At 53.1% G+C, this 22,852-nt stretch carries 22 protein-coding genes; 11 read left to right on the forward strand and 11 right to left on the reverse strand.

All coding sequences use genetic code 11. The annotated features are described in order from the left end of the window. Positions 1-10: 10 nt before the first annotated feature. A complete protein-coding gene (locus J4E05_RS15480; protein ID WP_085591871.1) occupies positions 11-910 on the reverse strand; it encodes a DMT family transporter in 900 nt (299 codons plus the stop codon). Between the two features lie 145 nt (positions 911-1,055). Here J4E05_RS15480 and J4E05_RS15485 point away from each other — a divergent pair, with 145 nt between their 5' ends. After that, positions 1,056-1,496: an Lrp/AsnC family transcriptional regulator gene (locus J4E05_RS15485; protein WP_503012340.1), complete on the forward strand. Its 441-nt coding sequence runs from the start codon at positions 1,056-1,058 to the stop codon at positions 1,494-1,496. Positions 1,497-1,503: 7 nt separating this feature from the next. On the opposite strand, the gene J4E05_RS15490 is transcribed toward J4E05_RS15485, so the two are convergent. Beyond that, a complete protein-coding gene (locus J4E05_RS15490; RefSeq protein ID WP_349597204.1) occupies positions 1,504-2,868 on the reverse strand; it encodes a DUF2254 domain-containing protein in 1,365 nt (454 codons plus the stop codon). Between the two features lie 170 nt (positions 2,869-3,038). After that, positions 3,039-3,929, reverse strand: coding sequence for an AraC family transcriptional regulator (locus tag J4E05_RS15495; RefSeq protein WP_349597207.1), 891 nt, complete (start codon positions 3,927-3,929; stop codon positions 3,039-3,041). 267 nt (positions 3,930-4,196) lie between these two features. Here J4E05_RS15495 and J4E05_RS15500 point away from each other — a divergent pair, with 267 nt between their 5' ends. Next, positions 4,197-4,931 (forward strand): TetR/AcrR family transcriptional regulator, encoded by a 735-nt coding sequence (locus tag J4E05_RS15500; protein WP_349597210.1) that lies wholly within the window; start codon positions 4,197-4,199, stop codon positions 4,929-4,931. Positions 4,932-5,012: 81 nt separating this feature from the next. Beyond that, complete coding sequence (locus J4E05_RS15505) at positions 5,013-6,350, forward strand: MFS transporter (protein WP_349597213.1); 1,338 nt, start codon at positions 5,013-5,015, stop codon at positions 6,348-6,350. 73 nt (positions 6,351-6,423) lie between these two features. On the opposite strand, the gene J4E05_RS15510 is transcribed toward J4E05_RS15505, so the two are convergent. Together J4E05_RS15510 and J4E05_RS15515 are read right to left on the reverse strand one after the other, a co-directional pair. Next, on the reverse strand, positions 6,424-7,284 hold the full coding sequence (locus J4E05_RS15510; protein WP_349597215.1) for a tetratricopeptide repeat protein: 861 nt from the start codon (positions 7,282-7,284) through the stop codon (positions 6,424-6,426). Positions 7,285-7,348: 64 nt separating this feature from the next. Beyond that, positions 7,349-8,005: a helix-turn-helix transcriptional regulator gene (locus tag J4E05_RS15515; protein WP_085594744.1), complete on the reverse strand. Its 657-nt coding sequence runs from the start codon at positions 8,003-8,005 to the stop codon at positions 7,349-7,351. 89 nt (positions 8,006-8,094) lie between these two features. Between J4E05_RS15515 and J4E05_RS15520 the strand changes: the two genes are divergently transcribed. Then, on the forward strand, positions 8,095-9,810 hold the full coding sequence (locus J4E05_RS15520) for a Rieske (2Fe-2S) protein (RefSeq protein WP_349597218.1): 1,716 nt from the start codon (positions 8,095-8,097) through the stop codon (positions 9,808-9,810). A gap of 130 nt (positions 9,811-9,940) precedes the next feature. Here J4E05_RS15520 and J4E05_RS15525 read toward each other — a convergent pair whose 3' ends face one another. After that, entirely contained in the window at positions 9,941-10,735 is a 795-nt protein-coding gene (locus J4E05_RS15525) for an SDR family NAD(P)-dependent oxidoreductase (protein ID WP_349597220.1), read from the reverse strand. A 142-nt stretch (positions 10,736-10,877) separates the two neighbouring features. After that, positions 10,878-11,612, reverse strand: coding sequence for an SDR family oxidoreductase (locus tag J4E05_RS15530; RefSeq protein WP_349597223.1), 735 nt, complete (start codon positions 11,610-11,612; stop codon positions 10,878-10,880). Positions 11,613-11,731: 119 nt separating this feature from the next. On the opposite strand from J4E05_RS15530, the gene J4E05_RS15535 reads away from it, so the two are divergent. After that, positions 11,732-12,625 (forward strand): LysR family transcriptional regulator, encoded by an 894-nt coding sequence (locus tag J4E05_RS15535; protein ID WP_349597225.1) that lies wholly within the window; start codon positions 11,732-11,734, stop codon positions 12,623-12,625. Between the two features lie 131 nt (positions 12,626-12,756). Beyond that, the gene (locus J4E05_RS15540) at positions 12,757-13,602 is read left to right on the forward strand and encodes an AAA family ATPase (RefSeq protein ID WP_349597227.1); all 846 of its coding nucleotides are present in this window, start codon (positions 12,757-12,759) and stop codon (positions 13,600-13,602) included. 32 nt (positions 13,603-13,634) lie between these two features. On the opposite strand, the gene J4E05_RS15545 is transcribed toward J4E05_RS15540, so the two are convergent. The 3 genes from J4E05_RS15545 to J4E05_RS15555 form a co-directional block, all read right to left on the reverse strand. Further along, positions 13,635-14,954 carry a type II toxin-antitoxin system HipA family toxin gene (locus J4E05_RS15545; RefSeq protein WP_349597230.1) on the reverse strand — a complete coding sequence of 440 codons (1,320 nt, stop codon included), beginning with the start codon at positions 14,952-14,954 and terminating at the stop codon, positions 13,635-13,637. After that, positions 14,941-15,273: a helix-turn-helix transcriptional regulator gene (locus J4E05_RS15550; protein ID WP_349597233.1), complete on the reverse strand. Its 333-nt coding sequence runs from the start codon at positions 15,271-15,273 to the stop codon at positions 14,941-14,943. Before J4E05_RS15550 ends, J4E05_RS15545 begins: the two co-directional genes overlap by 14 nt. A gap of 160 nt (positions 15,274-15,433) precedes the next feature. Next, on the reverse strand, positions 15,434-15,982 hold the full coding sequence (locus tag J4E05_RS15555; RefSeq protein ID WP_349597236.1) for a hypothetical protein: 549 nt from the start codon (positions 15,980-15,982) through the stop codon (positions 15,434-15,436). Positions 15,983-16,029: 47 nt separating this feature from the next. Between J4E05_RS15555 and J4E05_RS15560 the strand changes: the two genes are divergently transcribed. Continuing rightward, positions 16,030-17,214 carry a vWA domain-containing protein gene (locus tag J4E05_RS15560; protein ID WP_349597239.1) on the forward strand — a complete coding sequence of 395 codons (1,185 nt, stop codon included), beginning with the start codon at positions 16,030-16,032 and terminating at the stop codon, positions 17,212-17,214. 169 nt (positions 17,215-17,383) lie between these two features. Beyond that, entirely contained in the window at positions 17,384-18,340 is a 957-nt protein-coding gene (locus tag J4E05_RS15565; RefSeq protein WP_349597241.1) for a helix-turn-helix domain-containing GNAT family N-acetyltransferase, read from the forward strand. Positions 18,341-18,364: 24 nt separating this feature from the next. Here the strand turns inward: J4E05_RS15565 and J4E05_RS15570 are convergent, their stop codons facing one another. Then, positions 18,365-18,781 (reverse strand): Lrp/AsnC family transcriptional regulator, encoded by a 417-nt coding sequence (locus J4E05_RS15570; RefSeq protein ID WP_085594722.1) that lies wholly within the window; start codon positions 18,779-18,781, stop codon positions 18,365-18,367. A 147-nt stretch (positions 18,782-18,928) separates the two neighbouring features. Here J4E05_RS15570 and J4E05_RS15575 point away from each other — a divergent pair, with 147 nt between their 5' ends. From J4E05_RS15575 to wrbA, 3 genes are all read left to right on the forward strand, one after another. Beyond that, positions 18,929-20,602 (forward strand): M20/M25/M40 family metallo-hydrolase, encoded by a 1,674-nt coding sequence (locus J4E05_RS15575; protein WP_349597246.1) that lies wholly within the window; start codon positions 18,929-18,931, stop codon positions 20,600-20,602. A 204-nt stretch (positions 20,603-20,806) separates the two neighbouring features. Next, entirely contained in the window at positions 20,807-21,844 is a 1,038-nt protein-coding gene (gene glpQ / locus J4E05_RS15580) for a glycerophosphodiester phosphodiesterase (protein ID WP_349597249.1), read from the forward strand. Between the two features lie 189 nt (positions 21,845-22,033). Beyond that, positions 22,034-22,636 (forward strand): NAD(P)H:quinone oxidoreductase, encoded by a 603-nt coding sequence (wrbA, locus tag J4E05_RS15585; RefSeq protein WP_085594717.1) that lies wholly within the window; start codon positions 22,034-22,036, stop codon positions 22,634-22,636. The last annotated feature ends 216 nt before the right edge of the window (positions 22,637-22,852 follow it).

A 22,852-nucleotide genomic window follows, 5' to 3' on the forward strand; every position in this document is an offset into this window, starting at 1 on the left:
CCCCTGTCAATCAGATCAGTTCTTTGGGGCAAACGGCTTTGTCGGTAAAGATGCGCCAGCCCAGATTCATTCCGGCGGCCCCCAGTAAAATTGCCGCAGCACCGGCAATTTGACCGGGGCTTAGACGATGGTCAAAGGCGATGACGTCCACCAGTATGGCGACAACAGGGTACAAAAAGGTCAATGAACCTTGCAGATGTGTGGGCAGTTTTTGAACGGCGCTATACATCAGCACATAGATCAGCCCGGTATGAACCACGCCAATAGTGATTAGTGCCAACCAGGAAAAGGCAGTGGCGGGCAGGTTATCAAAGCTGGCAAACGGGGCCAGCATCAGCAGGCCAACACAAACCTGTATTAGCGCGATCAGATGTGGCGGAGTGCCTTTCAGTTTTTTGGTGATGATGGTGGCAACAGCCCAGAAAAACGCGGCAGCCAATGCCATAAAAACCCCTGAAAATTGCGTGATGCTGGTGTCTTTGCCATTGCTGTTGCCAGCAATAATCAACAACAGCCCGCCAAACGCCACCCCAAGCCATAGCAGCTTGTTTGCTGTTATTTTTTCCCCTGCAAACAGGGCACCTAACCCCAAAAGAATAAAGGGCTGCGTGTTATAAAGGGCGGTGGAAATAGAGATGGATGCCATTTTAAAAGAAGCAAACAGCAACAGCCAGTTCGTAACAATAGCCCCGCCGCCCAGAGCCGACCATAACAAGGTGCGCCAGGTTAAATGCCCGCGTAACAGGCCAAAGGCCGCGCATATGATAACCAGGGCAACCGCGCCAAAGGTACAGCGCCAGAAAACAACATTAATGGCTGACTGCCCTGAAACGATTACAAACCAGCCAATGGTGCCTAAAATCATCATGGCGGTTGCCATTTCGATTGTACCGCGTGTCTTTTCATTCATCGGAATTCTCCGCGCATCTGAAAATATGTGATGGCGGTATTTTCGCGGTTTTTCTGTTTTTGTTATATGGTTTGAAGTTGAAGTTTTTGCAGTTTTGCCTTTTTAATAAAGGTCAAACTAGGTCAAATCGAAAGAAGATAAGGTGATGGACGAAACAGACCAAAAAATACTAAACGCGTTGATTGCTGATTCGCGCATGTCACAAAAAGAGCTGGCCGCCCGGGTTGGTTTGTCGGCACCGGCCGCGGCGGACCGGGTGCGTCGCCTTGAAGAACGCGGAGTAATACGGGGGTTTACCGTTGATATAAACCCCGAAGCCCTGGGATATCCGTTGCAGGCAATTGTGCGTATTCGTCCTTTACCGGGAAAGCTGCATATTGTTGAACAGCTTATTTGTGAAATTCCCGAATTTGGTGAATGCGACAAAGTAACGGGCGATGACTGCTTTGTGGCGCGTTTATATGTGCGCAGTGTCGCCGAGCTTGATGGATTGCTGGATCAAATTGTTGATAATGCGGAAACCAATACATCAATTGTGAAAGCCAAACCGGTGGAACGCCGTATGCCTCCCTTCATTCGGGACTAGTTTTTTCTTAGTTTTGGCCGGTTTCCAAAGGCGTTTCCTGCCATTGTGCGCTGGATCGTAGAACTCGACGGGCGGCTTTTTCCACATCGCGGCGATCGTCAGGTTCGCCAATTTCGCGCCGGGCGGTATTGATGATGATTTGGGCCTGACGGCGAATTTCGTCGCGCTGGCGGGCCGAGCTGATAAACGGGATCAAACCTTCAAGCACCTCGGCAATTGGAATGAGCACATCGGGCTTTTGCACGGCAGCCTGTCTTATCTGGTCAATTGCAGCACTTAACATGCCACTGAAATCGGAAATGGGGCCACTAAGGCGGGCGATGTTGTGGTCATCCATCCATAACCCGGCGGGGTAAACAAATGCCAGGGTGTGGCGCATGGCCCGACCCAGTCGATAAACCGACGCGATGGCCGTAAACGGGTCGTTGATGCCAGGGGACAAGGCACGTAACGCGATTTCAACAATCTGGCGCAGCGAAAATTCAATATCCAGCGCGGCGGTGCGGTAATTGCCAATCATCACCGATTTGGCAACATCCTCGTTAATTGCCGGGCACAAGGTTTCAATCATATCGCGATCACAGGTAATTCTACCGATGATTTCATCCTTTATGACGTGTTCACCGGGCTGCCGAATAAGTTCGACGCTGGCGTGGTGGAGTGCGATTTTTTGGCAAAGCCCGTCATAATCAATTCCCTGAATGTAACCGGACTGTTGTGCCTGAATGGCATATTTGGCATCAATTTCAAGGGCTGCGGGAATAACGGTTGCGGCGTTGCGGGCCTCGATAATGGCATGGCCCAACCGGTCGTGGGTTTCAGATATAATGGTTTCCAGCCTGTCGCCAACCTGGATGATCACCTGATCCGCAACAATCGATCGGCCCAGGTGATGAACAAAAATAATCAGCGAAAACAGGCTGATGACAAATATAAGTGCCCCGACAAGCCCGGCCAGTTGGGCGACATCGTTTTGTTTGCCAATATCGCCCATCATCAACAGGACGGTGATCAGAAAGGTAATATTGGCAACAAAAATGCCAATTACGCTTTGGGTAGCATGGTCACCCAGAAAATTGCGAATCAGGCGTGGGCCAAGATTTTGGGCGGCCAGTGTGAGCACCACCATCGTGATCGACAGGGCCAGCGTAAACATGGTGACCAGGGCAGGTAACAACATGCCGATCATATTGCGAATATCGCTGGTGTCGGAAAAAATCGGCCATAGGGGTTTTAAGGTTTTCTCAAAGGGCAGGCCGGGTAAAAACATGATACAGGTGGCCAGAAATGCCCCGACAAACCCGAATAACAATGGCAAAATCCACAGACTGTGGCGCAGACGTTCCCAGATGCGGATCAGGCGTTCAAACATATGGTTTTCCCAGTGTCACCTGCATGTGACGTAAAGCTGATGAATAAATCAGGACATATTACGTACCGCTGGCAGGTGATAACAACTAATGCAAGCGGGCAAAATGCCCGTGCCCCTGTAAACCAAACGTTTTCACACGCTTGCAGTTCCCACAAAGGGTGAATGCGGGCTTACGGTGCATTCTGTTGCGGGGCGGCAAGGGGGACATAAATATCGGTGATGGCTTCGTGGCGGGGAACATCGGGGAAAAACGCGATACGTTGAAAAAATAACGGGTAGTCACCGGCAAGTTCGCCGGTTTGGGGCATCCATTGTGCATAAACGGGGATGATTGACCGGTTTAAATCCTGATCGGGGCCAATATGGCGAATGCGGGCACAGCGGTTGGCCTGCATAATCTGTTCAAATACCCCCTCGGGATTGGGGGAAATGGCAATTGAGGTGGCCACACACAAATCCAGAACGAAATCTGCCGCGGGCGTTTCTTCGGGGTTGGTATGAATGATGTTAAAGGTCGCGTTTTTATGTGGCGGCAGGTGGTTGCGTTTTCGCCAGTCAATAAACGGACGAATACTATTGCCAATATGGGCCGGGTCCCCCCGATGGCGCAGGGTTGCAACCCGGGTTTGTGGAAAATTGACAATTTCGATGGCGGGGGTGGGAATATTGTCGGGCATGGTTTTACTCCGCGCGTCTATTAGGGGCTGGTAGATGGAGGAACATACATCCCACTGTGGGTTTTTACGAAAATCAGACGGCGATTGCCCGTGCAGTTTTTTAAAGGCCCGGCTAAAGGATTCCGGGCTGTCGAACCCGCAATCAAGTGCAATATCGAAAACGGACACATGTGGCCGATAGGCCAACTGCCGGGCGGCGCGTTCAAACCGGGCAAGCTGAATATAGCGGCCGGGATTAATGCCAAACAGGGCGCTGAACTGGCGGTGAAAATGAAACCGCGAACAGGCAGCGACGGTGCCAAGTTTTTCGCCGTTCAGGTTTTCGGCCAAATGATCGTCGATATAGCGCATGACACGGCGAAACCGTCCCAGATAGTTTTGCAATTGTGCCGCCCTTTATTGTGCCGTTGTTATAGCCCCGGATGGTGCCATAAGCCGGGCCTGCAAACCTGTCCGTTATTGCGCAATATGTGAAAAAATTGCGACAGGTCCGCGATGGTACCTGTCGGGGAATGCAATTTTTTTCACACATCATTGAAATTAAAAGAACATTTTCCAGTGTGGAGCAGCTTTGCAAAAAAGACGATTGCCTGATATTAAAAAATGAACAAAATTCGATTTTTAGTCATTTTCGGTCCGGCAAGGTAGTGGATGGTAAAGCAGGAAAAGCGACAGCAACGCGAAACGGTTATTCTGGACTGTGCGCAGGACCTGATCAGTGAGTATGGATTTTTTGATTTAAAAATGTCGGATCTGGCGCGCGCGGCCGGTATTTCGGTGGGGACGCTGTATGTTCATTTCGCCAGCAAGGAAGACCTTTTGTTAGGACTTGCCTTGCGCGCCGGGGCCAGGCGAACGGCGTTTCTGGAAACCGCACGGGACCATGATGGTTCTGCTTTGGAAAAATTCATTGTCGCCAGCCTGCTTGATATTCTTTTTTCCATCGAAAACCCCGAATTATTTGAAATGGAATATCTGGCAATGTCGCCGTCGGTGTGGCGACGGGCCACGGTTGGCCGCCATCAGGATTTTTTGCGCAAGGTTGCCGATGCCACCCGCATGTTTCAGGATTTTCTGGATCAGGCGGCACCGGTATTGGGCCAGAATTATTCGCGTGATCGTGGGCGTACCCTTAATCTGGGCAGTTGGGCCTTGTCCTTTGGCATGAATGCGCTGGCACTTTCTGAAATTACCGATGCCCATTATGGCCGCCTGCTGCGCGAAAATGCGTTGCCTACCTTTTGTGACGGGTTAACCGCCATTCTGGTCGGGGCGGGTTGGCAGGCCGATGCGGCCCAGGGCGTAATTTACGGTCTGGGCCAGCACTATATGCCCCAGCATTTTGCGCCTATGACACCGATTGCGCCAGTTGATGCCGGTGACTAGGGCTTTGCCCGCCAATTTCGCCCCTACCACGTTTTAACGTTTGAAAACAAAGTCGCCCCCATGCCCCAGGAACGTAAATTAATGATCGCGGTCTTTATGACCGTTTTGTTCGGCTTTGCCGGGTTCAGCCTGCCATACCCGGTATTCGGACCAATGTTTTTAAAACCCGAACTGGGCTTTCTGGACCCGTCCATTCCGGTTGAATTTCGCCCGTTTTTGCTGGGTATTGCCATTGCCCTTTATCCGGTCGGGCAGTTTATTGGTGCGCCGTGGCTGGGCCGCTGGTCAGACCGGATCGGGCGGCGTCCGGTTTTGTTAGGGTCGCTTGTGGGGGCGGCAGGGGGCTATCTGGTAACCGCCGTTGGTGTTGCCATTGCCAGTTTGCCGTTATTGCTGGCCGGGCGGTTTTTGTCGGGCCTGTGCGAAGGCAACATGGCAATTGCGCAGTCTATTACATCCGATATCAGCACACCCAAAACCAAGGTCCGCAATTTCGGCCTCATTACGGTGGCCATTAATGTTGGATGGATCATTGGCCCGTTGCTGGGCGGTTTTTTATCCGATCCTGATATTTATGCCGGTTTTAACGTGTCCTGGCCGTTTTTCTTTGCTGCAGGCATGTTTGGCGTCAATCTCGTTGTGGTGTTTTTTACCCTGCGCATTCCCGATTATGCCCGTCGCCGCACCGTCGATGAAAAATCCGGCCCTGTTGGCATGGAAGATGGTTCATCTTCGCCCGCCCTTGCGGCGGAATTATCGGCCAATGCTGATGCGGTGGTGCCTGATCAGCACGAAGACCCGGCATTTAAGCCCCGCACGGTTTGGCAAACGGTGTGTGACAAAAAGCTGCTGCCGGGTTTTGTCATTTCATTTTTCAGCTATGTCGCGGTTTATGTCTTTTTTGCTTTTTTCGGCGTTTACCTGGTGCAGATGCACGATGTCAGCAGTTCGTTCCTGGGGACTTGTTCTGCGATTATCTCGGTGCCGCTGATTGCAGCGGGTTTGCTGGTGGAACCGGCACGTAAACGTATCGGCCTTGCCGGGGTAAGTGTGGTGGCGCATGTGTTTTTGGGTGTTGGCATGATTACGTTTTTGCTGCCCGACGGGCTGGTCTGGATTTTTGTGCCGATGTCGCTGGCGGCGTTTGGCATTGCCTGGTGCGAGGTGACAACCAGCCTGTTTATTTCCGATGCCGCAGGACCACACGAGCAGGGGCAGGCATTGGGTGTTTATCGTTCCGCCCATGTCATGGCCGAGGCGGTGGCGGTATTGGCAGGTGGGTTGTTATCGGGGCAATCGCCGCAATCGCCGTTTTTCATGGGCTTTGTTGCCGCAATGGTTTGTGTGGCCGGTATCATGGCATGGAAACGTGCTGTACCGGGGCTGGGTCATAATGCTGGCGATGTGACAGCCCCTTAAACATTCACGGGCACGGCTGTTTTGCGAGATGTGTAAAACATGCAATCGGGCAAAACGGGCCGTGCCCTGGTCCTTAAACGATGGTCGACATTGTAAGCGCCCCCGCTGCCAGATACTGGCGCTGCCCGGCATCGTCTGTGTTGGCTTTGGCGGCAAGCAAGCCTTCGGAAAGTTCATAAAGTTGCGAAATGGCGGCGGTACGTACCCCGTCTTGCGGGGCGTCGGCATCGGCTTGAAGGGCGTCGTCCCATGCCGGTTTGGCGCGATCTTCGCCCAGAACGGTCAATGCAATGGCACGGTTGGCAAGCGCGGTGGCCGATTTCGGGTTGGCTTGCAGGGCGCGATCAAAATATTCCAGCGCGGAATGATAATCGCCGTCCAGCATTTCCAGCCGGCCCAAATCATTCAGGCAGGCCAGTGAATGGGGCGTCATGCGCAAAAGCTGTTCAAGCGCACGGCGTTCGCCGTCGCTGTCTTTTGCTGCCCGGTAACATAGGGCGATCATATGGTGGATCATGCCGTCGCCGGGGCGCAGGCGCGATGCACTGTGAAAATCGGCAAGTGCTGTGTGATGGCGGCCCAGTTCAAGCTGCGCCATGCCATGTGCGGTTAACAAATCCGGATCGCCGGGGTTGCTGCGCAGGGCAATATCAAGGTTGTTTAACGCTTCGCGGGGTTTGCCCGACAGCAAATATACCTCGGCCAACTGTTGCAGCGCTTGTTGGTGGTTGGGGTCGGCGCGCAAAACACTGCGATATTCATAAATCGATTCGGTTAAATTTCCCCGCCGGTGCAGGGCTTCGGCCAGGCCAAACCGGGCGGGCAGGTCGTCCTGGTTCCGCCCCAGGGTTTGGCGCAACATATTGATCGCGGCGTCATAATGCCCTTGTGAGAGGGCTTCCAAACCCATTTTGGTAAAATCAGCCGTGGTCATATGCAGTGTCCTGTTTGATTGGGCGGTTTTGGGGCTGGCTTTGGGTCAGCTTTGGCGGGGGCGATCAGGTGCGCTGGTAAATACGATACGCGCATCGCCGCGCCCCTGCCAGAATATGATCTGTTCGCTCCACAATAACGGTGTTGCCCAAAACGGACTGAAACACATCAAGTTCCTTTGCACATAGCGACCGGCACGCGGATGCGGCAGAACAAATCGGGCAATGGTTTTCCACCAGAAGAAGTGTGCCGTCTTCCTCGTACAGGGTGGTGGCCATATATCCTTCGGCGTCACGTGCAGCGGCCAGTGCCCGAACCCGGGATTCCAGGTCGGGGGCGCAGCTTTGCAGGCGGGTCTGGTAAATCATTTTTTGTTGTTCGGCGCGGGCGTCTACAATGCGGGCCAGTCCTTCTGCGCCAAAACTGTCGCGCATACAGTCAATTAACGACACCGCCAGTTCCTGATGCCCGTCGGGGAAGGCCGTGTTTGAATGTGCGGTCAGTGCCCATAATTTTGCCGGGCGCCCCTTGGGCGAGGCAATTTGTTGTTCGTCGACCATACCCTGATCCATCAACATTTTTAAATGCTGACGCACCGCCATCGACGACACCCCAAGGGATGTTGCCATATGGTCGGCACGCGACGGACCGTTCTTTTTCAAGATATCAAGGATGGCGCGGCGGGTTTCCCCGTCGGCTGCTTTGGGATTTCGTTTTGTCATGTTGTATTTATAAAGAAAATTCTATTGAAAAGGCAAGCAAAGCGGCGTAGCTTGTTTTTGAAAGAATAATCTTTATAAAAGAGGCCGCCATGTCATCGTCTGTCCAGCCGGGAAAACAACCCGCCACAACACCGTCTCAAAACCCTTCTTTTGACCCGACCTCGACGGGTTCGGTTTCGTCTGATGTTGCAAAACATGCCACATCAGACGGCGATTGGCAGGCCGCCACAACCCTGGCCGATCTTTCGCAAAACGGGCGGAAACTTGTGCGCATCAATGGTCGCCAGGTTGCGATCTTTCAAACCGAAAACGGGCTTTATGCCTGCAACAATCGCTGCCCGCATGAAGGTTTCCCGTTAATGGAAGGCTCTATGGCGCAGGGCTGTGTGCTGACATGCAACTGGCATAACTGGAAGTTCGACCTTGAAAGCGGCGATACCCTGGTCGGCGGCGATAAACTCCGCCGTTATCCGGTGCGTGTTACCGATGATGGCGTTGTGGAGCTTGATATGACCGACCCGCCGCAAAACCAGCAACGTGCTGAAATTCTGGCAAATCTTGATGTTGCCTTGCACGAACATGATTATGACCGACTGTGCCGTGAAATGGCACGTTTGGAGCAGATCGGTGTGGACCCGCTTGCGGCCATTAAAACGGCCTTTTCCCTGCGCATGGACCGGTTTGAATATGGCACCACCCACGCCATGCCGGGCGCGGCGGACTGGCTGGCGTATCGTGACGAACTGACAGACGATACCGAACGTTTGGCCAGCCTTGCTGAAACCATCGGACATATCGCCTGGGATAGCAGCTATCGACCGGTTTATCCGTTTACATCGGACGTGGCGGATTGGTCCGAACCCGAATTTTCCCGTGCGGTCGAGGCCGAAGATGAAAATACCGCAGTGGCCCTGGTGCGTGGGGCCATGGCGGCGGGCCTGACATGGGATGATCTGCGCCCGGCTTTTGCCCGTTGCGCCATGCGCCATTATGCCGGGTTTGGTCATTCGGTAATTTATGTTTCCAAGGTCGTCCCGTTACTGGCGGTATTGGGTGCCGATGCACTGGAAAGCCTGCTTTTGCCGTTAACCCGGCATTTATGCACCGTGACCCGCGAAGATTTGATCCCCGAATTTCGGGCGTTTCATGTTGTACGCAAGGATTGGGACAGCCTTGTTGGCAGTGATCCGGTGACAAAGGATGATTTTCTGGGGTTGCCTGTTTCGCGGGTATTGGCGCGTGTGCGCCGTTCGGCCGGGGACGTACAAGGGTGTTATCATGCCTTGCTGGGGGCGGCAGCCTGGCAGGTACGCCATTTTGATCAAAGCGTTATGTATCGTACCAACATGCCGATTGGCACGAATGTAAACTGGCTGGATGTTACCCACGCCCTGACAACCGCGCAGGCGGTGCGCGAACTGGCAACCGAAATGCCCGAATTATGGGGCGATGGCCTGTTGCAAATCGGCTGTTTCATTGGTCGCAATGTTAAATACATTAACACCGACCCGGACCAGCCCGATTATGCCGCCAGTGCGGGCATTGACGAGCATCAGGATGGCGAAAGCATCTTGCAGGGGCTGTTGCGTGACCGTGTGCTGAACCATGGGTGCAGCGATTATATTGAACCCGTGCATCGCCTGAAAACCATCATGATGGCCCGTGCCGAACTGGCCGCTTTTCCCGATGCCCCGTGGCGTGAAGATTTGCTTGTTGCGGTGCATCGTTATGTAAACGGGGAATTTCCCCGGCGGCGTGCTGTTCGTGTTGCTTATCAATCCCAAAGTTTTGTTGGTCGGGAATAGGCGGTCTCCCCCCGCGTTCCCTCACGCCCGTCTTCCTGGCTAACAAATCACCCCCGTTCCGGCTTTCGGGCTGGAACGGGGGTGAATATTTGGCTTTGATCCTGCGTATTGTCAGCTCGGATAAGGCAGATCAGGCGATGGTATCGACCACACCGCCATCAACCCGCAAGGCAGCACCCGTTGTTGCCGATGATAGCGGCGATGCCACATACACCACCAGGTTCGCAACTTCCTCGACCGTGGCGGCGCGCTGGATGATCGATGTCGGGCGGGCCGACATAACAAAATCGGCGGCGACGTCTTCAACCGGCTTGCCGGTCTTTTTCACATCGTCAGCCAGCATCGTAACCACCCCTTCCGACAGGGTCGGTCCGGGCAGGATGGCGTTAACGGTGACCCCTGTGCCAGCCATGCGCTTGGCAAGGCCACGTGATAGCGACAGATAGGCTGTTTTGGTAACCCCGTAATGGATCATGTCCGCGGGGATATTAAGGCCGGATTCAGATGACAGGAACAAGACCCGTCCCCAACCCTTTTTTTCCATGCCCGGCAAATAGGCCCGCGACAGACGGACACCGGACATGACATTAACATCCATAAATTTCTGCCAGTCGCTATCTGGTGTTTCAAAAAAGTCCTGCGGGCCGAAAATACCCACATTGTTTACCAGCACATCCACATGCGGCACGGCTTTAACCAGCTTGTCACATCCTTCGGCTGTTTCCAGATCGGCAGCAACACCGTGAATGGTGGCATCAGGGAATTGCGCTTTCAGCTTTTCAACGGCTTTGGCCGTTTTGTCATCCTTGCGGCCATTAACGATAACTTCGGCACCCGCGCTGATCAGCCCCGCAGCAATGGCAAAGCCAATACCTTCGGTTGATCCGGTAACAAGGGCGGTTTTTCCTGTCAGGTCAATTTTCATATCGTGGTCCTTTACGGGGTAAGGCATTGTATCAACATAATTTTTAAATTGGCTCAGGCAAGGGCTGTTTCGGGCATGGGGCTGAACGCCTGGTCATTAACCTTGGGGTGCCGGGCAAGGCTCCTGCCTGATTGGGGACGTATCAGGCGATGACGCCGCCGCCATCCACCCGGACCGTTGATCCGGTGGCGAAAGGCGTAATCATTAAATAATGAATGGCATTGGCAATATCCCCTGGCTCACCCACCCGCTGTACCGGCAGGCTTTCTGCTGTTTTGGCAAATATCGCATCACGCTCCTCGCGCGTGCCAACCCGGTCCCAAAGTGGGGTTATAATCATGCCAGGTGACACTGCATTAACCCGGATCGGGGCGAGTTCCAACGCCAACCCCCGGGTTAAGCCCTCAAGTGCTGCATTAATCGCCCCTTGTAAAACAGACTTGGGCGATGGTCGTTCGGCCAGAAAACCCGAAACAAAAGTTAAACTGGCAGCCGGGGCAAAGCGGGCGGCGCGTGCCACACGGTAAGCCCCCCAGAATTTACTTTCCATGGCGGTTTTGGCATCTTCAAGGGCCAGTTCACGCACGGGCCCACCCGGCGTTTGCGCCGCTGAAATTACAATATGATCCCATGGGGCGTTGGCGGCAAAAAAGCTGATAACGGCATCGTTGTCACCCGTATCAAGTACGGCAATCCCAAGGGACTGCTGCGTATTTAAGTCTTTTTGCAAGTCGGATCGGGCGGCTTCCAGTTTGGTTTTGCTGCGCGACGCAATAGTCACATTGGCACCGGCGGCAAGGGCTGTTTTTGCGCTTGCCAGACCAATACCGGAACTTCCGCCGATAATCAGGACGTTTTTGTTTTCAAGGTTTTGCATGGCGACACCTGTGTGCTGGTCATGTGTTTGACTGTATGGCGATATTCTATATTTGTCTGCCATGCGAAAGAATGCTTAAATTCAAACAGAGTTTATTGCAAAAAATGAAAGAATAACACGTGGCTGATAACCTGCACGATATGACGATTTTTGTGCGTGTGGTTGAGAATGGCAGTCTGTCGGCGGCTGCGCGGTCGTTGAACATGACATTGCCTGTTGTCAGCCGCAGGCTCGCCCGGCTTGAAGGCCGGCTGGGGGTGCGTTTGCTTAACCGGACCACCCGCACACTTGCCCTGACCGACGAGGGAGAGCGGTTTTATCGCCGTTGTGTGCAAATTCTGGCAGACCTTGCCGATGCCGAAACCGAGGCAGCACAAGGCAGCCATACGGTTCGTGGCCGGTTGCGCATAACGGCAACCGTGGCTTTCGGGCGCAAACGGTTGGCCCCCATTTTGCGTGCGTTTCAGGTGCAACATCCCGATTTGCATGTGCATTTTGATGCCAGCGATGCAGTGGTAAACATTGTTGATGCGGGGTATGACCTTGCCATTCGTTTTGGTGCGCTTCAGGATTCTGCCCTGATCGCCCGCCAGATCGCGCCTAATTATCGGGTGATTGTCGGTGCGCCGGGGTATTTACGCGACCGGGGGCGGCCCAAAACCCTTGCCGATCTGGCAGGGCATGACGCCATTTTGCTTGGCACTGCCGCCGATGATCACTGGCATTTTGCCGACGGGCAGGTCGTGCGTGTTGCCAGCAAGCTATCGTGTAACGATGGTGAAATTGCCCATGACTGGGCTGTGCAAGGGGCGGGGCTGGTGATTAAATCGATCTGGGATGTGATCGAGGATATTGAAGCTGGTAAACTTGAAATAGTGCTGCCCGATATCGCCCTTCCGGCATCGCCTATTCACGCGGTTTTCCCCCATCGGCGCCATGTTGCCGCCAAGGTACGGCTGTGTGTAGACTTCATTGCCCAGCGTTTGCGCGATCAAATGATCTTTACGCCGTGAGTGGCGCATATTGGTGATGATACCAACCATGCCGAAACATGGTTGGTAAGTTGTTGCCACAGCCCTTGCTCAATGCTTGTCAGCAGCGTAGGTTAACGTAAACGTCAACTTATGTTGCAGGGCAGAACGATATGAAGTTTCAGGGCACGGAAAATTACGTTGCGACCGAGGATCTGATGGTTGCGGTCAATGCCGCAATCACCTTGCAGCGACCGCTTTTGGTCAAGGGTGAACCGGGCACGGGCAAAACCGTACTGGCCGAGGAAATCGCCAAATCGCTGGGCAAAAAGCTGATCACATGGTCGATCAAATCCACCACCCGCGCCCAGCAGGGCCTGTATGAATATGATGCCGTTTCCCGCCTGCGCGATAGCCAGTTGGGGGATGAACGGGTGCATGACATTGCCAATTACATTGTTAAAGGCAAATTGTGGGAAGCGTTCGAAGCCGATGAAGCCCCGGTTCTGCTGATCGATGAAATTGACAAGGCCGATATCGAGTTCCCCAACGATTTGCTTCAGGAACTCGACCGGATGGAATTTTACGTTTACGAAACGCAAAAGATGGTCACAGCCACCAACCGGCCGATTGTGATTATTACCTCGAACAATGAAAAGGAACTGCCCGACGCCTTTTTACGGCGCTGTTTCTTCCATTATATCCGCTTTCCCGATGCCGAAACGATGGCGCAAATCGTCGATGTGCATTTCCCCAATATTCAAAAACGGCTGGTCAGCGAGGCCCTGAACCTGTTTTACGACATGCGCGATGTCGCCGGACTTAAGAAAAAGCCCTCAACCTCCGAATTGCTCGACTGGCTAAAACTTTTCATGGCCGAAGACCTCCCGCCTGAAGCTTTGCGCGCCAAAGACGCCAAATCTTCGGTGCCACCACTTCATGGTGCCCTTTTGAAAAACGAACAGGATGTGCATCTGTTTGAACGCCTGGCCTTCATGGCGCGGCGCGAAGGACGTTAAGAAAACAGGACGGCGGCGCTAAAGTCTGGTTTTTAGACCATGATTTTGGCGCGAGCCTGTAAGAACGCATCCTTCAGGCCTTTATGACGATGATCAAGGCCCTCAAGGCAATAGGGGTTCAAAAATTGCCGCCCGGCAAACAGGGTGCGATCAACCGGCGACAGTTGGGCTGTTTGACAAATAGCGTCCCATTGCGCGGCGATGGTGGTTATCTGCCTTTCAAGGATGGATGCGGCTTCATCTTTGCGCAGGTGATAGTCGGGCGCGGCGGCAAGGCAGCTTGCCAGCGTGCTGGCCCGGTTGTCATTTTTGATCAACATGGCCTGTGTGGCCTCGTTACCAGTGCGCCCCTGTGGGCAAATGTCATAGGCCGGGGTTAGGTGCAGCATATTGCCGTCCCAAAAGGCCGCGTGGTTGCGGGCATGATCGTCCGTATTGCCGCACAGGATGTTAAAACTTATCCGGCCATAAAGCTCTTTGAGGGTTTCTTTGGGTGCTGCAAAACGATGACGGATGATTTCAGCCAAATCCTCATAGGAGGTATATCGTGCCATCATTTCATCAAGGCCCAGCAGCGTAAGGGCGGAAACCATTGCGCGTCGTGTCCAGCCTTGCTGGCTTTTTACGCGATCAAATCGTTCAATCAGTAAAACATCTTTGTTAGCTGCCCGCGTCAGGGTGACAGGCGCAACATTCAACGCGCAATGTTTGGCCAGGCGCATGGCGATGAACTCGGCTTTTACGACGCTATAAAGGTCTGAACTGGCTGAAAATTTGGCAACAAATTTTCGCTCTACATCCTCGATCAGGGCTTTGGGGCGGGCGCCGCCAATCGATGTGCCATGATTTATCGCCTGGTCCAGTGTCGGGGGGAGGGGCAGGCCTTTTTCGATATGGTCTGCTGCGGCCTGTAAGTCATCCAGTGTTGCTTCTGCGGCCAGTCTGGGCTGGTAGTGCGTTGCAGATGTTTGAAAATCCAGTGCACCGATCCGGTCGGAACCTGATTGCAATAAAAAGGTCAGTTCGCTGAAATGTGCGATATGGCTCGCATCTGGTTTTTGACGTGTCAATTGGTTCATGATCACCCGTCTTCCCCAGGCATCGGGCGAAGCATCGCGCAGGCTGCCTGCCATTGAAAGGCCAGCTAAGGGTGCGATTGTTCCCTGGCGAAGTGGCAGTTCCGGTTCGTAAATTGCGATGGCGTTTTGTCGGCTGCGATAACTTGCCCCATAGGTGAAAACCAATCGCTCTCCGTCTTGTGTTATGCGACCGGCAACCACGGGCTCCGTTTCGCCGGGCAACCATATCCAGACATAGGCTTCGCTGGCATCGCTTACATCAGAAGTCATCATCGACCTCCTGTGTCACCGGGCGCACTGCTTTTGGCATAAGTGTCAGTTTTTCACGCAGTCGGGCATCTTGCAGGGCCAAAACCCGGTTATCGGCATCAAATAGTGGCACGCCAACAAGGCTGGCGACCTCAAATACCGTGCCGATTTCGGGGCCCGGCGCACCTTTTTCAATATTGTGCAAGGTGGTGCGGCTAATGCCTGCGCGATCTGCCAATTCCTGCGCTGTCATGTTGCGTTCGGTGCGGCCAATGCGGATCATGCTGCCCAAAATAGACAGCGCGTGATGCGTGGCGCGTGAATAGCTTCTTTTGCGTTTCATGGTTCTTTATTGTGTTCATTAAATTTGACATTAAAGTTATTGTGTATAATTTAATGAACATTAAATACCGATTGGTTGTGCTGGTCAAGTGCCCGTACGCCAAGCAGGGCTGTGAACTCAAATGCTGCTATTCTTATAGACCGACGAAAAATCGTTGAAGTCACACAGATTGCTGTGGTGATCTCCAAGGCGAGGAATTATCTAAATTTTCAAGAATAATTTGAAAGATCTCGCGCATATTTTCGGCGGCTTGTAACAGCTTACGTGAACGCTCTTCAGGCCACGGATCATGGAATAGCCCAGGGTATTTCTCAAGAAGTTGTGCTAACTCATCGTTAGGGTGCCGAATAGCTGTATGGAGTTCATACACAAACTTCGCATTTTCAAATATCGCTCTATCTTCACGATACAGGATTTTGTCTACATATTCCTCGAATTCAGGAGGTGAATTTGGGACAAAATTTTCTATCCACTCATCATCTTTTTGTACGCCGTTACGGTTTTTTCTGAGAACTTGCCATGACATATCTAGAAGAACGATCAATGAAATGGCTAAATGAAAGTTGTGATTTCTGCTAAAGAAGTGAATGTTTGCATCTATCTGAGGTATTATGTCACCCAGTAAGGCATGAATTTTGGAGATTTTCTCGGGTGAGTCTTTGTGTCTTGCTCGAATTTCTGACGCAAGGCTTTCCGCCAGTTCGATCATGACTGCCCTCCTGTTGTTGGATAACTTTTGATTGGGGTGAGTATACGATGTTCACCGGCTTTTTCTACAAGCTCAAAGAGGCCCGCGTCCCGGTCAGTTTGCGGGAATATCTGACGCTGCTTGAGGCGGTGGAGAAGGGTGTTGCCGGATATTCGGTGGAGGACTTTTATTATCTTTCCCGGGCGTCGCTGGTGAAGGATGAACGCAACCTTGATAAGTTTGATCAGGTTTTTGGCGCGCATTTTAAGGGGCTAGCCAGTCTGGCGGATGCGGGGGACGAAATTTCGGCGGAAATCCCCGAGGATTGGTTGCGCAAGCTGGCAGAGAAATATTTAAGCGACGAAGAAAAGGCGCAAATCCAGTCGCTGGGCGGCTGGGACAAACTGATGGAGACCTTAAAGCAGCGCCTCGAAGAACAGCAAAAGCGCCATCAGGGCGGCAACAAATGGATCGGCACGGCGGGTACATCGCCCTTTGGGGCCTATGGCTATAATCCCGAAGGGGTGCGCATTGGTCAGGATAAATCGCGCCATCGCCGTGCGGTTAAGGTGTGGGACAAGCGCGAATTTAAAAACCTGGATGACAGCGTTGAAATTGGCACCCGCAACATCAAGGTTGCCTTGCGCAAACTCCGTAAATGGGCACGCACCGGGGCGGCCGACGAGCTGGATTTGGCGGGCACCATCCGTTCAACCGCCCGGCAGGGCTGGCTCGATGTGCAAATGCGGCCCGAACGGCACAATGCGGTTAAGGTGTTGATGCTGTTTGATATCGGCGGTTCGATGGATGATTATATCCGCGTGTGTGAAGAACTGTTTTCGGCGGTCAAAACCGAGTTCAAACATCTGGAATATTATTATTTCCACAACTGCCCCTATGAAGGGCTGTGGAAAGACAATGCCCGCCGCCGGAGCGAGCAGGTGTCCACCCTTGATGTGATCAATACCTATTCCAGCGATTACAAACTGGTTTTCGTCGGTGACGCCACCATGAGCCCCTATGAAATCACCTATCCCGGTGGCTCGGTCGAACATTGGAATGCCGAGGCCGGGCAGGTCTGGATGCAGCGTTTGCTCGATCATTTTCAACATGCCGCCTGGATCAATCCGCAACCGGAAAAATGGTGGCATTACACCCCCTCGATCCAGATTTTGCATAAGATGATGGAAGGGCGGATGTATCCGCTAACCCTTGAGGGGCTGGACCGGATGACAGGCGAGTTGAACCGCTAGGGCGTTCATGCTGTTTTCAGGTTTTCAGCCGTCTTTCCCCAAATAGACCTGTCATGCCCGGCGAGAGGGCGGCGTTTTTACCATGTGGTCTTAAACGGACGGCGCGAATTATTTTGCCAGATAAGTTGTTTGCTCATATAGTTGCATTGTGCAACCATATGAGGGCGAGATGGCAGAAATATCCGACGCAATAATTGACCCCATTCGTGATGCGTCGCGCCGGATGGTACGCGAGCTTGGCTTTATGAAACCAACCCTTGCCCAAACCGATTTGTCACCGTCTGCCGTTCACAGTCTGATCGAAATTGGCCGTCATGGTGCGTTACAGGCTTCTGATCTTGCGGTCATATTGGGGCTTGATAAATCGAGCATCAGCCGACTGGTTCAAAAGCTGATCCGGGCGGGTGAATTAACGGAAGAAGCCCATTCCGGGGATGGAAGGGCAAAGGTTTTGCACCTGACCGATCAGGGACGTGAAACGTTAAGCCGTATCAATCATTATGGTCGCAATCAGGTTTACGCAGCCCTTTCACATTTGCCCAAACAGGCCCATGAAACCGTGCGGAAGGGGTTGGTTGCCTATGCCGAAGGCCTTGCTGCTAACCGACAAAATGGTAAGGAAGTCGATGCAAGCGACATCCAAATCATGCCCGGTTATCAGCCCGGTCTGATTGGCAAGGTGACGGAAATGCACGGGCGTTTTTATGCCCGAACCGAGGGTTTCGGTGCCTTTTTCGAGGCCAGGGTTGCATCGGGGCTGGCAGAGTTTTTCGGAAGGCTTGATATGCCATGTAACCAGATTTGGGCTGCGATGGAAGGGGGGCGTATCGCAGGGTCGATTGCCATTGATGGCGCGGATTTAGGCGACAATACCGCCCATCTTCGCTGGTTCATGATGGACGATGCCCTGCGCGGCAGAGGGGCCGGGCGGCAATTGTTGCAAACAGCACTTCGGTTTTGTGATGATACCGGGTTTGAAAATACCCGTCTGTGGACATTCCGTGGTTTGGATGCGGCACGGAGGCTTTATGAATCTTTTGGTTTTGTGCTGGAAGACGAATGGCCGGGGACGCAATGGGGGCGTGAAGTTCTGGAACAGAAATTTGTGCGTCGTAAACCAGTTTGATCCGTGTTTTGCCGTGCTAAGAAATCACGCAGGCCCCAAAAACAAATAGGTTTCGGTTTTGGCAATGCCGTCCATGCTGCGGATATGGGTAACGATGCGGTTAAATTCCGGCAGGCTGCCTACTTCAACCTCGGCAATCAAATCCCATTCGCCATTGGTGGTGTGAAGGGCGCGAAAGCCAAGGGTTTTGCGCAATGTTGCCACCAGGGCCTTCACGTTACGGCCTGAGAGTTCCATCATCATTACCCCGCGAATGGTGCCGTCGCTGGCATCTTCGCGCAATCGCACGGTGTAACCGGCAATGACGCCGGTTTCTTCCAGTCGGGTCATGCGTGCTTTTACCGTGCCCGGTGCCACGCCCAAAAGGTCGGCCAGTTTGGGCACAGAGGCGCGGGCATTGATGCGCAATTCGGCAATCAGGCGGCGGTCCAGATCGTCCATTTTTGGGGTCCGTTGCTGTTTTCGGCAATTTATCAGCTGATTTACGCAGTTTGTATCCTGAAATTGCACAAAATTGACGTTTTTATTGATCTGATGACAGGGTAATTTGACTTAACCAATACCAACAAATCAGGGCAGCGCACCGCCATGACGACCATATTTTCCCCTTGGGCCCCCGAAGCCCGCACCCGCGAAATTGCCGAACGCCTGACCCGCTGGCCCAGTGTGACTGGCAGCAAGGACGAGGCCGATTTTGCTGACAGGCTGGTTGGGCTGCTGCGCGAAATTCCCTATTTTCAGGAAAACCCTGACGATATTGCGGTGATTGACAGTCACCTTGTGGCCAATGGCACGGCGATGGCGAAAAATGTGGTGGCGCTGGTACGCGGGCAGGGGCGCAAAACCTTGGCGATGGCAGGCCATTTTGATGTGGTGTCGATTGAAAATTACCACGACTTGCAAGACCTCGCCTTTTCACCAGATGAACTTTGCACGGCCCTGATCAAGGATTTATCGGCGCGTAACGATCTGACGGCCAAGGAAAAACTGGCGTTAAAAGATTTGCAAAGCGGCGATTTTATTCCCGGTCGTGGCTTGCTGGACATGAAAAGTGGCGATGCCGCCGGGATTGCCTTTTTAGAGCATTTTTCGCAACAGGCAGATCGCACCGGCAATGTGGTGTTGTTTTTAACCCCGGATGAAGAACGCAATAGCTGCGGGATGCGCAGCCTGCGCAATGCGCTGCCTGAACTCGTGCGCCGCTGGGGGATTGATATTGTCGGCGGTATTAATCTGGATGCCAGCAGCGACTATGAAAACGGCGACATTGGCCGGGCGATTTTTCACGGCTCCATCGGTAAAATAATGCCCTTTGCCATGATTGTTGGCCAGCCCACCCATGTGGGATACCCGTTTGATGGCATTAGTGCCCATGTTATCAGTGCCGAAATTATGCAGATGATTGAGGGAAATACCGATCTTTCCGACATGGCCCGCAATGTTATGGCCCCGCCGCCGGTATGCCTTGAATGCCGTGATTTGCGTGAAAATTACGAAGTCACCACGCCTGAACATGTATGGATGGCGTTTAACTGGCTGATACAAGGCAGAACATCCACCGACGTTTTGACCGAGTTTGGCGAGATTGTTGAGGGTGCCGCCAACCGGGCGCTGACCCGGCTGTTTGAACGGGCAAAAATCCATGCACAGGCCAATGGTGAACCCGGCCCGATGGCCTATCGCCCGTTGGCAGTTGTTTCCTATGCGCGCTTAATTGAAATGGCCCGCGATGTGGGCGGCGATGCGGCCCTTGCCCGTATTGGCGCGGTGGAAGAAGAATATCGTTATAGCAATAATCCACTTTTGCGTTCGCGCATGCTGGTGCAAGCCGCAATGGCGGAGGCTCGCCTTTCGGCTCCGGCAATTGTAATCGGTAATGCCAGCCTGCATTACCCTGCCGTACATCTTGATACCACCCGGTCGCTCGATCGCGAATTTATCGATGCCATTCACGAAGCCCGGCAGGTGATTGAAGCCCGCCATGATACCAAAATCATTGATCGGGGCTATTTTGGCGGTATTTCCGATATGTCGTTTTTCGGAAAGTGTCCAGAAAGTGACGAATCGAAAGCTCTTGCCGAAAGCACCCCTGTGGGCGAGCTGGTCGATCGTCCGGTGGCCGATGCGCTGGAATATCCGGTGGTTAATATTGGCCCGTGGGGACGGGAATATCATCAGCGCCTGGAACGGTTGTATGCCCCCTATTGTTATAAGGTTTTACCCGATTTTCTGAGCGAAATTGCCGCAAAATTGCTGGTGTAACAGAGGAACGCACAGATTATCGGGCAAATGCGCCGTTTTGTCCGGTAATTGCTGTTCATTTCGTTGTCCCGACAACCGGGCATAATGGCCTGAGCCGGAAGGTGCCATACCATAAACAGTGAACAATGCCATCGAACTGCCTTGATCCTGCCGCTTGGGCGCGTCAGTATCGCGCAAAATCGTTTCGGGATTAAGGAGTTGCAGATGTTTAAGGTAATGGCGCTGGCAGCCGGACTATTTTGTGCGGCCCTGTTGCCCGTGTCGGGGGCCAGGGCACAGGCCATAACCGATGATCATGTTGTGATCGCGCATCGTGGCGCGTCGGGGTATTTGCCGGAGCATACCTTGCCGGCGGTGGCATTGGCCTATGGCATGGACCCGGATTTCATCGAACAGGATGTGGTGATGTCCAAGGACGGTGTGCCGGTGGTGATGCACGATATTTACCTTGATACCACCACCGATGTCGCCAAAAAATACCCCAAACGGCACCGCAAGGATGGCCGGTTTTATGCGATTGATTTTACTCTGGCCGAATTGAAAACCCTTAATGTGCATGAACGGGTTGATGCCAAAACCGGCAAGCAGGTTTATGGCGCGCGTTTTCCCCTGGAATACGGCATTTTCAAAATTCCGACCTTTGAAGAAGAAATCAAACTGATCCAGGGTTTAAACAAGTCCACTGATCGCGATATTGGCGTTTATGCCGAGATTAAAGACCCGGCGTGGCACCGCTCCGAAGGGCAGGATATTTCCAAAGCCGTGATCAAGGTGATGGAAAAATGGGGCTACGGCACGCGCGAATCCAATGGATATATCCAGTGTTTTGACTGGAACGAAACCAAACGTATTCGCAACGAGCTTAAATATCAGGGCCGTATGGTTCAGCTTTTGGGTGAAAATAGCTGGAAAATTGCCCCGAATGTTGATTTCGATTTCCTGAAAACCGACGAGGGTGTTGGCGAAATGGCCAAGGTGGTGGATGCCATTGGCCCCTCGCTTGACCAGGTGATATCGGGCTTAAGCGAGGATGGCCATGCGGTGATGACACCCACCCTTGTTGCTGCCCAGCGCCGCCATTTGCCCGTACATGTTTATACCCTGCGCGCCGATCAGTTGCCGGCATGGGCCGGGGACTTTCGCATTGTCATGACTGCGGTATTTGATGATGCCGGGATCGACGGTGTTTTCACCGACTTCCCCGATCAGGTGGTAGATTATCTGGCGGCGACCCCGGAATAAACTTTTTGCCGGCACGCAGGAAATTGGTATTAAAACCAAAGGGCCGGGACAGAAATGTTCCGGCCCTTTCGCTATTTTGTAGCGAAATACACTGTTTCCAATCACGCTCTTTTTGTTGGTCGTCAAACAGCCCATCATACCTGCGACATGATCAGAAACTGGTCGCAACCTTTAAACAGGAGTCGTGGAATGGCAAAAGTATTGGTGCTGTATTATTCGATGTACGGGCATATCGAAACAATGGCAAAGGCCATTGCCGAAGGGGCTGGCGGTGTGGCTGGCACCACGGTTGATGTCAAACGGGTGCCTGAAACCATGCCCGAAGACGTTGCCAAGGGGGCAGGTGCCAAACTTGATCAGGATGCGCCGGTGGCAACCGTTGCCGAACTGGCCGATTATGACGCGATTATTTTTGGTGTACCTACCCGTTTTGGCAATATGTGCAGCCAGATGCGGGCTTTCCTTGACCAGACCGGCGGCCTTTGGGCGCAGGGCAAGCTGGTTGGCAAAATCGGTTCCGTCTTCGCCTCCACCGGCACTCAGCATGGGGGGCAGGAAACGACCATTACCTCAACCCACACCACACTTTTGCATCACGGCATGGTCATTGTCGGTGTGCCATATAGCTGTTCTGGCCTGACCAATATGGACGAAATTACCGGCGGTTCCCCGTATGGTGCAACAACCCTGGCCGGTGCCGATGGTTCGCGCCAGCCTTCGGAAAACGAACTTGAAATTGCACGTTTCCAAGGCAAACATGTTGCTGAACTTGCTGCCAAACTGGCAAGCTAGAACGGGTTTGATACGAATATAACCCTACGTTTTTATATTTTGTCGCAGGCTGCCCCTTGGAAATACCGGGCAGCCTGCTGTGTTTCCGGTCTTTCGATGCATTTTGCTGCAGCCAGGTTGTTATTGTTCGCAACGGGAAACAATCCGGTGCTGCATCGGGCCTTGTTAATTGTGCCGATCAGGCCGATTTTAAGGGCAGAAAACAGTGCCAATTGA

Source organism: Thalassospira sp. NFXS8 (assembly GCF_040148805.1).
In the GTDB taxonomy this organism is placed as follows: domain Bacteria; phylum Pseudomonadota; class Alphaproteobacteria; order Rhodospirillales; family Thalassospiraceae; genus Thalassospira.